Origin of the sequence: Pedobacter faecalis (genome assembly GCF_030182585.1) — a bacterium.
Lineage (GTDB): Bacteria > Bacteroidota > Bacteroidia > Sphingobacteriales > Sphingobacteriaceae > Pedobacter > Pedobacter faecalis.
The window spans coordinates 1,406,963-1,419,494 of record NZ_JARXOW010000001.1; the positions used below are offsets into that span (position 1 = coordinate 1,406,963).

Genomic DNA, 12,532 nt, shown 5'->3' on the forward strand with positions numbered 1-12,532 from the left:
GATTATAAGAAAAAATAAACCGCAGCGCAAGTGCGCCATAACCGTTCTCTAACTAGACGATTGATGCGGGAGGCCCCTTGTTGGACCAGCTGACGCCCGGCAGCAATACAAGTGTATTGTCGGCACGCGTGTTGATCAGCGCAATCTGCCGGTCGGCATACAGCAACTGGACACTGGATACGGAAGCTGTAAATACGGGATGGTGATGTGCAACGTGTTTGCACAGTTCACACCTGGGATGAGATTCCGTGATCTTCTGCCTGCTGTCGGTGTGGCAGACGGCATTGTCCTGATGTGAGTGAAGCAGCTGAAACACCGGGCTGCCCGCAAAAAGCAGGAGCATCAGCACTGCGACAAATCGCAGGCCGACTTTAGTGGCATATAGCTTCACTTCGTTCATTGCAACAAAATTGCGTTCTTTAATTTTAATTATCAAAAAAACTTGTGTGCATTTGTGTCATATTTTAGTCTAGCAAATAATTTACACGCTTGGCATGTGCAATATTATTGCGTTTAGCTATGTTTGTGACGACACATAAACAGCAAAGGATGATCTCAATTAATTCTGTAAAGCACGTGTATACGGGCGGGCATCAGATCAGTTTTCAGGACTGGCTGGTGAAAGCGGGCGAACAATGGCTGCTTCTTGGGGCCTCGGGAAGCGGCAAGACCACGCTCCTGCACATCATCAGCGGCCTGATGAAGCCGCAGCAGGGAGAAGTCCGGATCAAAGAGACGGAGATATACGGACTGCCGGCTAAGGCGCAGGACCGGTTCAGGGGACAAAACATTGGCATTGTCTTCCAGCGGCCGCATCTTATAAAGAGCCTGACCGTTGCGGAAAACCTTGAAATGGCTCAAAGTTTTGCGGGACTGGAAACGGATCGGGACCGCATCGCTCAGGTGCTCCAATCACTCGGCATGGCCGATAAAAGCAAAAGCTACCCCAGCGAACTAAGTCAGGGTCAGTTACAGCGTGTATCTATAGCCAGGGCAGTGATCAATAAACCGGCCCTCCTGGTGGCCGATGAGCCTACCTCCAGTTTGGACGACAAGAATGCCATTGCGGTCCTGCAACTGCTGCAGACGCAGTCGGAACTGAACCAGGCTACCCTGGTGGTGGCTACGCACGACAAACGGGTTAAAGAGGCCTTCACCAATACCTACGAATTATGATGAGTCCTTTAAAGATCAGCTGGAAGAGCCTTTGGTCGAAGCCCCTGAACGCGGGCCTTAATATTTTGCTTATTGCTTTTGGCACCGCCATACTGACCATACTGTTACTTGCTTCCTCGCAGGTCAGCGAAAAGCTGGAGAACAATGCTAAGGATATCGACCTGGTGGTTGGCGCCAAGGGCAGTCCTCTGCAGCTTGTACTGAGCAGTATTTATTATATTGATTTTCCCACGGGCAACATTCCGCTTAAGGAGGCCCGGACCCTGATGAGCAGTCCATTTGTTAAGATGGCCGTGCCGCTTGCGTTGGGCGATAATTACAACGGCTTGCGTATTGTGGGTACCGACAGCAACTTTGTAAAGCTGTACAAACTGAACACCAGTGAGGGTAAGATGTGGGCTGGGGATTTCGAGGCAACGATAGGTGCCGACGTGGCCAAAACGCAGAACCTTAAGATTGGCGATAGCTTTAATGGTGCGCATGGCCTGAGCGGAAGCCGGGATGTGCACGAGCATCATCCCTATAAAGTGGTGGGCATACTCGCCCCGCAGGGCAATGTAACGGACAACCTGATCCTGACGAACATCAGCAGTGTATGGAAAATGCACGATGAGGAACACGAACATCATGAGCACGATCATGATGAGGATAAGGAGCTGACCTCGATACTGATCCAGTACCGTTCACCGATGTCGGTGGCCATCTTCCCGCGTATGGTAAACGAAACCACCAATATGCAGGCCGCCTCCCCTGCGCAGGAAAGCACCCGCTTGTTCTCACTCATCGGTGTTGGGGTAGATACGCTCCAGTGGTTCGCCGTACTTATTATGCTTATCGCAGCCATCAGCGTATTTGTAAACCTGTACAATTCGTTAAAGGAACGTAGCTACGACCTGGCCATCATGCGCACGCTGGGTGCATCACGGACCAAATTGTTTGTAATTGTTATCGCCGAAGGCATCATGCTCACGCTGGCCGGAACGCTTATCGGACTGGCGCTGGGGCATTTCGCCCTGGAACTTATAGGTAGTTACCAGGAAAGCGGACAGGCGCGCCTGAGCGGGATGGTTTTACTTTCTGATGAGATATACCTCTTTGCTGCCGGGCTGAGTATTGGTATATTTGCTTCGATAATACCTGCCATACAGGCTTACAGGTCAGATATTTCGCGCATCCTCTCCAAAAACTAGACACACATGAAGAAACTACTCATATTCGCTTTGTTAATTACCGGCCTGGCCGCGAAGGCGCAGCACAACCCGGACGATCAGATCATGTCGGATAACTGGGATATCGTTGGAAGTGTAGATTTTAAAATCGTTAAAGACACCGACATGTTCCCGGTATATAACGACAAGATTAAAAAGCTTGCCGGCAAACCCTTTGAACTTGAAGGCTATATTGTGCCCATTAAAGACGGCATGAAACAAAGCCGGTTTATGCTTTCAACCCTGCCCATAAACCAGTGTTTTTATTGCGGAAAGAACGGCGTACCTATTATGGTGCTGGTAGAGATGGCCGATCCCATTAAGTTCACTTATCAAACGGTTACGGTAAAGGGCACCCTAAAGCTTAATACAGGCAACGCCATGGATAATCCACCCATTGTACTCACAGGCGCAAAACCCATCTGATACGAATGGACCCGATCTCTATATTAAAAACGCACGACCTGAAACAGACCAGGCAGCGTGTACGTGTACTGGAAGAACTGGCGCTCGATAAATCTGCCGTGTCGCAGCCTGATCTGGAAAAAAAACTGGGAAAGGAAATAGACCGGGTAACGCTGTACCGGATCTTAAATACGTATGAAGATAAGGGAATCCTGCACAGAGTGATGGATTTGAACGGGACCGCTAACTATGCGATCTGCAACGCCGCCTGTACGGAAGAACATCATCATGACGAGCATCTGCACTTCAACTGCACCAATTGCAAAAAGATCTATTGCCTGGATGTAACGATACCTGCCATTAAGATACCGAAGGGTTTTAAAACAAATACCATAAGCGCAACCGCCTATGGTATCTGTGATCAATGTAATCAGTAAATGCTTAGTGACCTGAATGGCCGTCGGCACCATGCGCATGGCCGTGACTCAGTTCTTCCTGAGTAGCCTCACGTACAGTTAATATTTTTCCTGAGAAGATCAGGTTCTTTCCAGCCATCGGGTGGTTAAGATCTACCGACACGCTATCGTCGTTAATTGCTGTCACACCAGCACGGAAATGATTTCCCTGATTATCCTGCAATGGGATCACATCACCTACAGCGGGCAGATCCACATCTTTAAACATATCTTTTGGCAGGTCTGCAAATGCTCCCGGATCTACTTCTCCGTAACCATCTGCCGCCGATAGTTCAAAGCTGTACTCATCGCCCACATTCAAACCACTCAGGTGCTCCTCAAATTTTGGCAGCATCATGCCTGTACCGTAAAGAAAGACCAGCGCATTGCTTTCATCAGCCTTTTCTACAAAAACTTGCTGCCCTTCTTCGTTAGTGGTATGCAATTCGTACGTTAATGCAACTACCTTGTTGGGTGTAATACTCATATGATGTTATTTAATGATGAATTTTAATGCTTCGCTGACCGTACTTACGGGCAACTGGCATACTTTATTTTGACAAATATAGATTTTTGTTTCAAAGCGGTCGGCGCTTTGCTTTTCTTTTAACAAAGGAAGCGTAGAATTTGTTCCTCCCAGCATGATTTTGTTGGGGATGTATTCCTTGCTGAGTTCAGCCTTAACTTCAGATGTGCCCTCGCCGGTAATGGCAATTTCGTTCATACCTGTAACCTGTGCAAGGAGCTGTATAGCCCAGTTGGAATAGGCCGAGCCATACGTTTTAATTTGCGGGTGAATGGCAGCTAACATCTCCGCAGCCTTATCGATATAGGCCGGTTCGTCGAAAAAGAGTCCAAGTCTGTACAGGTTTTGTGCCATAGCGGAGTTGGACGAGGGAATAACATTATCCATCAGTTCGTGCTTACGCGCAATCAACGCTTCACTGGCAGCGGAAGTATAAAAAAGCATGGCGCCCTCGGCATCCGAGAAGTTTGCCAGCACATAGTCGGCCAGCGCTTTAGCTTCCATGAGCCATTGCTCGTTGAAATCAGTTTCATAGAGCGCGATCAGCGCATCAATGAAAAAGGCATAATCGTCGAGGAAGCCTGCGATCGTTGCCCGGCCGTCTTTGTAATTCCGGCACAGTCCGCCATCTTCAGCACGCAGGGCTTTAAGAATAAACGACGCCGCCTCGGCAGCCATGTGATAATGCGCGTCGTTGCCAAATACCTGTGCCGCCGTAGCGAGCCCCTTAATGGCCAGACCGTTCCAGGCCGTCAGACATTTATCGTCGAGACCCGGGCGGACCCGGACACTGCGTGCTTCGAGCAGTTTAGCTTTGGCCTCGAGTACCTCTTTTTGAAAGGCAACCACCGTAAGCCCTTTTACAGGCGCATACTCTTCGTCGGTAAACCGCTTCCTGAGCACATTGGTCTCCTCTTCTTCCCAGTTGCCCTCTTCAGTTACGTCGAAGTAATCGAAAAGCAGTTCTGCCTGCCGTTCGCCCAGCACCTTTGTAAATTCAGATTTGTCCCACACGTAAAACTTCCCTTCTACCCCTTCGCTGTCGGCATCAAGTGCCGAATAGAACAGGCCTTCCGGAGATCTCATCTCCCTGGCCAGCCATGCGATCGTCTCTTCCGCAACCTCTTTAAAAAGCGGGTCCCTGGCGTACTGGTAGGCTTCTGTGTACAAACTGATGAGCTGACCGTTATCATACAGCATCTTCTCAAAATGCGGCACATGCCACTCGCCGTCGACAGAATACCGGGCAAAGCCACCGCCCACATGGTCGTATATACCACCCATAGCCATTTTTTCCAGGGTCATCAGCGTGGCGACATGCGTAGCATCGTCTTCCAAAAGTCGACTATAGCGTAGCATGAACACCCAGTTGTTGGGCAGCGGGAATTTCGGTGCGCGGTTATATCCGCCATGCGCCACATCAAAATAGCGTTTCCATGGATGCACCACGGCCTTCAGGTCGTCCGTCGTGTAATCGGCCCGTCCAACTTCACCCACGATACGTTCCGCAGTTCTGATGCCATCGGTAAGCCTGTCGGCATACTGGATCGCCTTTTCAGGTTCCTGCGCCCACATATTGGCCACACTCAGCAGCACATTGATCCAGTCTTTACGCTGAAAATAGGTACCTCCGTATACCGGGCGCTGGTCGGGCAAACAGATACAGTTGAGCGGCCAGCCCCCGCTTCCGGTCATGAGCTGTACGGCCATCATGTAGATCTGATCGATATCCGGGCGCTCTTCGCGGTCTACTTTGATGCATACATAGTGCTGGTTCATGACTTCGGCAACCTCATGGTTTTCGAAGCATTCACGCTCCATCACGTGGCACCAGTGGCAGGCGGAATACCCGATGCTTACCAGGATCAACTTGTTTTCAGCGCGGGCCTTAAACAGCGCTGCCTCGCCCCATTCGTACCAGTCGACCGGGTTATAGGCATGCTGCAGTAAATATGGTGACGAAGCCTTGATCAGGTTATTTGCATCGGCTTCGCTGCGTTCTGTATGGTGTGAGGACATATTCATGATAATGAGTTTCTAAATATAGGAGACTTTATCTGCACAAAGTCATTATTGCTTTGCTTTTCTCTGCAGGTGTAACACAGGTTAAACAAACGGGTCTTACCGTTGTTTTTTAGATGTAATCGATGAAAAGAAGATTTAACCTGTTCCCGCTCTTATTCGCTGCTCTAATATTATTCCTGGTCAACTGGTACGTGCTATCTGGCTTGCAAACGCTTATCGCCGCACCCTATGTTGCCGTGCTGTTCAGCGCATTCGTATTACTGATTACTGGTATGATGGTTCTGGCCATACTGAGGGTAGGCAAACACGGCATGGGCTGGCTCTTTAAAATAAGCACGCATGCTTTTCTTATTCTGATTGCCGCCGAACTGGTATTTGTGATGTTCCTGATTCCCGGCGATTTCTACAGCTGGGCCACCCATCATCCCCGAAATGTATACTGGACCGGCTTTGCCTTGTTCATGTTTTTTGTGGTGGTACTGCTGTTTCTTTATGGGATGCTGCGCGGCAAGTATGCCTACCGGGTCGTGAAACATACGTTATATTTTGACGACCTGCCATCAGCTTTCGACGGCTTTACCATTACCCAGATATCGGATGTGCATGCGGGCAGCTTTAACAGTAAAAAGTCTGTACAAAAGGGCATTGATCTGGTTAAAAAACAGGCGTCCGACCTGTTTGTGTTTACGGGCGACCTGGTCAACAATAAAGCGGAAGAGATCATTCCCTGGATGGAGCACTTTAGTCAGATCAAGGCGCCATACGGCCAGTTTTCGGTGTTGGGAAACCATGACTATGGCGACTATGTAAAATGGCCTACACCGAAGCACAAACACGAGAACCTGGAGCTGCTCAAGTCGCTGCACAAGGGATTGGGATACCGGCTTTTGCTCGACGAGCATGTGGTGATCCATAAAGGCGGACAAAAAATTGTACTTGCCGGGGTGGAAAACTGGGGCCTGGGCTTTGGCGAGCGGGGCGACCTGCAGCGCGCTATGAACGGTGTAAACTCCTCCGATTTTAAGATCCTGCTGTCGCACGACCCGACCCACTGGGAGGCGGAGGTCCTTAAATATCCATCCCGGATACAGCTCACCCTGTCGGGCCACACCCATGGCATGCAGTTTGGCATCGAGGCTTTTGGTTTGCGCTGGAGCCCGGTGAAATACCGCTATCCGCATTGGGCAGGCATTAAGACCGATCAGGGACGGGTTCTGAACATCAACCGGGGTTTCGGATTCATAGGTTTCTCCGGCCGGGTAGGCATCTGGCCTGAAATTACAGTTCTTCAACTTAAAAAGAGCGTTTAATTACCTACTTTTGTACCCGCAACAACTAAAAGCTTCTGCGAAACCTGAATGGAAGAAAGCAATACACTGAAGAGAATATTTCAAGACAGAAAAAGAACAAACGTTTTGCGAAGCGCAGAGCAGGCCACAATCTCCTACCTGGTGAAGCGCGTACCGGCCTTCATCTCCTCCAATAACCTCACCTTCTTAGGAACCATTGGTTCGGGTATCGTTTTACTTGCCTTTGTACTTGCAGCCTATGTAAGCCGCTATTACCTGCTGCTCGGTATCGCCGGACTCGCCATCAACTGGCTGGGCGATTCGCTGGACGGACGTGTGGCCTATTACAGGAACATCCCCCGGAAATGGTATGGTTTCTCGCTCGACATCATTATGGACTGGATCAGTACCGTGCTTATGGGGCTCGGTTACATTGTATATGCCCGCAACGAATATGAACTGATTGCGTTTATTTTCGTGGTGCTGTATGGCTGGGCCATGATCATTTCACAGCTACGCTATAAGATCACAGATATTTACAGCATCGATTCGGGCATTGTGGGGCCAACCGAGGTACGTCTTATTATCGCAGTGATCCTCATTCTGGAAGCATCATTTGGGCATCTGATTGAGTATTTTGTTGCGACGATGTGTGTCATCCTGCTGATCGTCAATTACATTGAAACCAAAAAACTGCTTCGCATGGGCGATATGCGCGACAATGCCGAAAGGGAAGAAAAGCTGCGCAGGTCGGCCGCCGGGCAGCAGTAAACGCTATGAATAAACGCAGGTCGATATACGTGTTTGCCAAGGCGCAGTTCTCCGCCTTTGCCGGCGGCATTATCGACTATCTGGTCATGTTGGCCTGCACCGAAGTTCTCCACATACATTATACCATTTCCATTGCCATAGGCGGCATCATCGGCGCGGTGTTCAACTTCTCGGTAAACCGCTACTGGACTTTCAACGCCAGTGAAGCCAGCAAGAATCCTATGGGCGCCCAGCTTCTCAGGTTCATTTTCGTAGTCACAGGAAGCATTCTCCTTAAATCATCAGGCACCTGGCTCTTTACGACTTATCTGCATATCGATTATAAGATCAGCCGGGTTATTGTAGACATTATCGTATCGCTCGGATTTAATTACGTACTGCAGAGTTACTGGGTGTTCAAAAAAAAACCACCGACAGACCTGCCGGTGGTATAAATATTTTTACTTAAAGACCGCCTACTTCTTTCCCTGTGTTGTGTCCGGCCAGTTGTCCGTTTTAAAGGGTGAAGCCGGTAAGCCTGAACCATTGGTCAGGTTACACTGCGGATTGTTGGCCCAGGCATAACGCACTGCAACCGGTGCAGCCACCTCGTCACTGCGCACAATGATTTTATTACCTTGTATCCTGGCTTTTGCCCAGTGAAATTTCTGGTCGGCCCCTGCAATAGAAAACCCGCTAAGCTCCTGACCGTCGCTCGCCTTCAGGCCACCCTCAGTTGCGCTAAAGGTAAGCTCCATGGCCGTACCAGCTGCCTTCGCCGACTCATATACAGGTCCGGAAAAAGGCACCTTTACGCCATAGGTTTTAGCCAAAGCCGCATAGGCCAGCCTCTTGCCCACATCCTGCTTGTTTTTAGGATGAATATCATCGGCATCGCCTATATCAATACTTACCGCCATGCCGGTATTCGGCAATGAAAGCGTCTGCCGCTGCGCGTCCCTCAGTTCAGCCCATGCCGAAGGACCAGGTGCCGCATCGCGCTTCATGAAATTGGCAAGCTGTACAAAATAAAAAGGCATTTCCGGCTGGTTCCATTTCTTTCTCCAGTCGCTGATCATCGCAGCAAACAAGGTACGGTACTGGTGTGCCCGGTCGGCATTGCTTTCGCCCTGATACCAGATCGCACCTTTCACAGGGAATTGTATATAAGGATGAATCATGGCATTATAAAGCACGGTTGTGCGGTTTGGCCCGTCGTTAGACTCTGGCACCGGCGGGAGGTCTGACATACTGATGCCTTTTTTATAAAGCCAATCACCCTCCAGCGAAATTTTGCCGCCACTTTTCGAGGCTACATACATGCCTTCATTTCCGCCACCATTAAAACCTCCGTCGCCCCCTGTATCAAATACCCGCACGGTAATAACACTCGAACCTGCTTTTACCTTATTTCCCCTCACGGTATATTTTCGCGGTATACCCACACCTCTGGTGGCACCGATCTTTTCCCCGTTGAAATAGGTGATCTCGTCGTCGTCCACTCCGCCAATGTGCACGGTAAGATCCTGTCCCGCCCAGTCGGCCGGAATAGTAACCTGCTTCCTGAACCACACAGTGCCGTTGTAATTGGGCATCACCGTCTTGTTCCACAGTACCGGCAGTTTCATGCTCTGCCAACTGCTAACGTTTGTTAGCCGCGCCGCCCATGAGGGCAGCTGACCTTGAAAGCCCGGATCTTTAGCATCTGCATCTTTTTGCCAGGCAGCCAGACGCTCCTGGTAACTGGGACCGGCATTGCCGTTTGCAGCGGCTTTGATCTGCTGTACTTTCTCTGCAAAATCGGGCATTGCGCTCAGCGTTTCCGCACTTGTCCATGCCTCAGCAATGGTGCCGCCCCATGACGTGTGTATAAGCCCGATGGGGATGCCTGTCTTTTGCTGCACTTCCCGTGCGAAAGCATACGCTACCGCCGAGAACTCCGCCACATATTTCGGGTTACATTCCGTCCAGCCCCCATTGGTTACTTTGGCATCTGCCAGCGGGACATTGCTGGTTACATGCACACCCTGCAGCAAACGTATTTTCGGATAATTCGCCTGCGCGATTTCCTGCTCATAATTAATGATCTTTCCCCAGCCTGCCAGTGGCATCTCCATGTTCGACTGCCCCGAGCAAACCCATACATCGCCTACCAGCACATTGCTCAGCGTAAGTATTTCACCATCGGAAACCTTGACCGTGTAAGGACCGCCAAATTTAGGTGTCGGGATAAAGATCTTAAAGTTGCCTGAGGCATCTGCCTGGGCGGAGACAGCCTTGCCGTTCCAGGAGGGGGTTACGGTGACGGTTTTTCCGGCGTCGGCTTTGCCCCAGATGGCAGCCTTGGTTTTTTGCTGGAACACCATATTGTCACTAAAAACAGAAGGTAGTATTACCTTTCCTTCTGCAGAAGAGGCCATCAGCAACACCGAAAGTGCTGCCGCAGCAGGCAGGAGTTTAACGTAGTTGAAGTTCATACATTTGTGTTATACAGATATAAACTTACTATTTTATTTCCTGGAATTGCAATATAACACTTGTTCTTCCGGAGTTTACCACCGGGTTAAAACCAATCTTCATCAGGAAATCACCGCTGTATGTGCGGCTTTGATCTACGCCCGGATTTGTACCCGGATAAAGGTTCAGCTCCTTCACGCTGTAACGTTTGGCAGGATCAAGACCTTTCAGACGTATTGGTCCTTTGCTGCCTTCATCGTAGCGATTGTTCACCAGGTAGCTGAACATCACACCGTTGCTCTTCTCCTTATTTACATACAACACGGAGGCCACACTCCCTTCCCTCGGATTGGCCAGGCGGTACTGATCGCCCTGCCAGATGATGGACTTGATGTTGTTATAGGTCTTAATGGCATCCTGACAATATTTTAGGTCGTTCTCTTTCAGGTGACTTACCACAATGTCGAAGCCCAGTTTGCCCATCATGGCCACATCCGTACGGAACTTGATCGGCTGCTTGCCCCAGTCGGTTACGTGATTGGATGAACTGATAGCCGGGTAGAAATAAGAATACTCCCACTGCATAAAGATGCGCTCAAGCGGATCGGTATTGTCGCTGGGCCAGAACTCCGTGAAGTATTTCAAGGCTGCATAATCAACCCTGCCACCGCCACCAGAACAAAGCATCATGGGCACGGTAGGGTATTTTGCACGAATACGATCGAGCACCTTGTACAGTCCCCGCATATACTCAATATAAAAGTGATTCTGGTTTTTGAGATGGGCTGAGTAAGCATTGTAGATCACAGCGTTGCAATCCCATTTGATATAAGCTAGTTCAGGGTTTTTAGTAAACAGATCGTCGACCACCTTAAAGACAAACTCCTGCACCTGCGGATTGGCCAGGTCAAGCACTAGCTGGTTACGGAAGTAATGCTCCTCGCGCTTAGGCTGTTTAATTACCCAGTCGGGATGCTTCTCATAAAGCTCACTTTTCGGGTTCACCATCTCGGGCTCAATCCATATCCCAAACTTAACCTGGCTGTTTTTAGCCTCCTTTACCAGGGATGAAATGCCATTAGGCAGTTTGGTCCGGTTCTCATCCCAGTCGCCCAAACCGGCCACATCCCCGTTCCTCGGATACTTGTTGGCAAACCAGCCGTCGTCGAGCAGGAAAAGGTCTACCCCCAGTTTTTTAGTATCCTTAAGCAGCTCAAACAACTTGCTTTCGTTGAAGTCAAAATACGTGGCCTCCCAGTTGTTCAGCAGGGTAAGGCGCTCGCCTTTCCCATCCAGCAACTTATATTCCCGGGCCCAGTTGTGCATGTTCCGGCTTGCTTCGCCCTTACCGGCTGAAGAAAGCGTGTACAGGAAAGCCGGGGTGGTAAATTCTTCATTGGGTTTCAGCGTGTACACCGAAGCGTAGTTATTGATGCCAGAGATAATTTTCAGGTTATTGTGGTAATCCAGTTCCAGGTCGGTACGAAAATTCCCGCTATACTCCAGTGCACCGTAAAGCACAGTACCTTCATCCTCTGTAGCAGGCTTGTCGAACGACACCATAAACACAGAAGGCTGGAACAGATTGGTACGTGTGCCAAGCTTACTGTCGAGCGTCTTGATGCCATGCGTGATCCGCGTTTCTTCCGGCTGCATTTCCTTGGCCCAATCTCCATGATACTGGTTGAGCCAGAAACTTCCTGCTTTTAAATGAAGATTGGCCGATGCATATTTGTGCAGCTGAACACTGCCTTTTTCACGATGCCTGATCGTGCTCCATTGCTCCACCACGTTATCACGGAAATAGGTTTTATAGTACAGCGTCACCTGGAAATCGTAGACCGGGTCTTTCAGGACTACGCTAGTGACCGACACATCATCACTGACACGGCTGGTAGCGTGACTCACATAGCGCAGGTCGAGCGAATTGTTGCCGTCTGCGTGGGTAACCGCGATAGCTGGCTCCAGCAGGTTGCGCGATCCTGCGGGGGTATACGCAGACGCAAGGATGCCGGTGTACTCACTCCCCTGCAGGTACATCCGGGCAACGTTGAGGTACTCTTCTTTAGAAGACAGCTTTTGCCCAAAATATAAGGTGGAAAGATGTTTTGCCGTATCGGTCTGAAGCACCAGCGCATTGTTCCTGGTTTCCATAGGTATGGTAACCTGCTGTGCCCGGGTGGAAGCAGCCGTAGTTATAAGACCGGCAAGTAATATGGATAGTCGTGTCATTTATGGTGT

Annotated in this window: 12 protein-coding genes; 7 read left to right on the top strand and 5 right to left on the bottom strand. The window is 49.9% G+C overall.

Going from position 1 to position 12,532, the window contains the following annotated elements:
- Positions 1 to 52 precede the first annotated feature (52 nt).
- Entirely contained in the window at positions 53 to 436 is a 384-nt protein-coding gene (locus tag QEP07_RS06285) for a hypothetical protein (protein ID WP_285009108.1), read from the bottom strand.
- 113 nt (positions 437 to 549) lie between these two features.
- On the opposite strand from QEP07_RS06285, the gene QEP07_RS06290 reads away from it, so the two are divergent.
- Genes QEP07_RS06290 through QEP07_RS06305 form a run of 4 tightly spaced genes read left to right on the top strand, consistent with a single transcriptional unit; the run spans position 550 to position 3,226 of the window.
- A complete protein-coding gene (locus QEP07_RS06290) occupies positions 550 to 1,176 on the top strand; it encodes an ABC transporter ATP-binding protein (protein WP_285009109.1) in 627 nt (208 codons plus the stop codon).
- A complete protein-coding gene (locus tag QEP07_RS06295; protein ID WP_285010732.1) occupies positions 1,176 to 2,366 on the top strand; it encodes an ABC transporter permease in 1,191 nt (396 codons plus the stop codon). Before QEP07_RS06290 ends, QEP07_RS06295 begins: the two co-directional genes overlap by 1 nt.
- Before the next feature lie 6 nt (positions 2,367 to 2,372).
- A complete protein-coding gene (locus QEP07_RS06300; RefSeq protein ID WP_256004351.1) occupies positions 2,373 to 2,810 on the top strand; it encodes a DUF3299 domain-containing protein in 438 nt (145 codons plus the stop codon).
- A gap of 5 nt (positions 2,811 to 2,815) precedes the next feature.
- The gene (locus QEP07_RS06305; protein ID WP_285009110.1) at positions 2,816 to 3,226 is read left to right on the top strand and encodes a Fur family transcriptional regulator; all 411 of its coding nucleotides are present in this window, start codon (positions 2,816 to 2,818) and stop codon (positions 3,224 to 3,226) included.
- Positions 3,227 to 3,230: 4 nt separating this feature from the next.
- On the opposite strand, the gene QEP07_RS06310 is transcribed toward QEP07_RS06305, so the two are convergent.
- Positions 3,231 to 3,731 carry an FKBP-type peptidyl-prolyl cis-trans isomerase gene (locus tag QEP07_RS06310; RefSeq protein WP_256004348.1) on the bottom strand — a complete coding sequence of 167 codons (501 nt, stop codon included), beginning with the start codon at positions 3,729 to 3,731 and terminating at the stop codon, positions 3,231 to 3,233.
- A gap of 6 nt (positions 3,732 to 3,737) precedes the next feature.
- Positions 3,738 to 5,795, bottom strand: a complete 2,058-nt coding sequence (locus QEP07_RS06315) for a thioredoxin domain-containing protein (RefSeq protein ID WP_437126685.1) — start codon at positions 5,793 to 5,795, stop codon at positions 3,738 to 3,740.
- Between the two features lie 122 nt (positions 5,796 to 5,917).
- Between QEP07_RS06315 and QEP07_RS06320 the strand changes: the two genes are divergently transcribed.
- From QEP07_RS06320 to QEP07_RS06330, 3 genes are read left to right on the top strand one after another with little or no spacing between them, the layout of a single operon-like run.
- Positions 5,918 to 7,105, top strand: coding sequence for a metallophosphoesterase (locus tag QEP07_RS06320; protein WP_285009111.1), 1,188 nt, complete (start codon positions 5,918 to 5,920; stop codon positions 7,103 to 7,105).
- A gap of 48 nt (positions 7,106 to 7,153) precedes the next feature.
- Positions 7,154 to 7,855 (top strand): CDP-alcohol phosphatidyltransferase family protein, encoded by a 702-nt coding sequence (locus tag QEP07_RS06325; protein WP_285009112.1) that lies wholly within the window; start codon positions 7,154 to 7,156, stop codon positions 7,853 to 7,855.
- 5 nt (positions 7,856 to 7,860) lie between these two features.
- The gene (locus tag QEP07_RS06330; RefSeq protein WP_285009113.1) at positions 7,861 to 8,289 is read left to right on the top strand and encodes a GtrA family protein; all 429 of its coding nucleotides are present in this window, start codon (positions 7,861 to 7,863) and stop codon (positions 8,287 to 8,289) included.
- 21 nt (positions 8,290 to 8,310) lie between these two features.
- Here QEP07_RS06330 and QEP07_RS06335 read toward each other — a convergent pair whose 3' ends face one another.
- Both QEP07_RS06335 and QEP07_RS06340 read right to left on the bottom strand, forming a co-directional pair.
- Complete coding sequence (locus QEP07_RS06335) at positions 8,311 to 10,311, bottom strand: sialate O-acetylesterase (protein ID WP_285009114.1); 2,001 nt, start codon at positions 10,309 to 10,311, stop codon at positions 8,311 to 8,313.
- Between the two features lie 28 nt (positions 10,312 to 10,339).
- Positions 10,340 to 12,523 (bottom strand): alpha-galactosidase, encoded by a 2,184-nt coding sequence (locus QEP07_RS06340; protein WP_285009115.1) that lies wholly within the window; start codon positions 12,521 to 12,523, stop codon positions 10,340 to 10,342.
- Positions 12,524 to 12,532 lie beyond the last annotated feature (9 nt).

Coding starts and splice junctions, on each gene's coding strand:
- QEP07_RS06305 (WP_285009110.1), top strand. CDS start 2,816: ATGGACCCGATCTCTATATTAAAAACGCACGACCTGAAACAGACCAGG.
- QEP07_RS06325 (WP_285009112.1), top strand. CDS start 7,154: ATGGAAGAAAGCAATACACTGAAGAGAATATTTCAAGACAGAAAAAGA.
- QEP07_RS06315 (WP_437126685.1), bottom strand. CDS start 5,795: ATGAATATGTCCTCACACCATACAGAACGCAGCGAAGCCGATGCAAAT.
- QEP07_RS06330 (WP_285009113.1), top strand. CDS start 7,861: ATGAATAAACGCAGGTCGATATACGTGTTTGCCAAGGCGCAGTTCTCC.
- QEP07_RS06335 (WP_285009114.1), bottom strand. CDS start 10,311: ATGAACTTCAACTACGTTAAACTCCTGCCTGCTGCGGCAGCACTTTCG.
- QEP07_RS06340 (WP_285009115.1), bottom strand. CDS start 12,523: ATGACACGACTATCCATATTACTTGCCGGTCTTATAACTACGGCTGCT.
- QEP07_RS06310 (WP_256004348.1), bottom strand. CDS start 3,731: ATGAGTATTACACCCAACAAGGTAGTTGCATTAACGTACGAATTGCAT.
- QEP07_RS06295 (WP_285010732.1), top strand. CDS start 1,176: ATGAGTCCTTTAAAGATCAGCTGGAAGAGCCTTTGGTCGAAGCCCCTG.
- QEP07_RS06300 (WP_256004351.1), top strand. CDS start 2,373: ATGAAGAAACTACTCATATTCGCTTTGTTAATTACCGGCCTGGCCGCG.
- QEP07_RS06320 (WP_285009111.1), top strand. CDS start 5,918: ATGAAAAGAAGATTTAACCTGTTCCCGCTCTTATTCGCTGCTCTAATA.
- QEP07_RS06290 (WP_285009109.1), top strand. CDS start 550: ATGATCTCAATTAATTCTGTAAAGCACGTGTATACGGGCGGGCATCAG.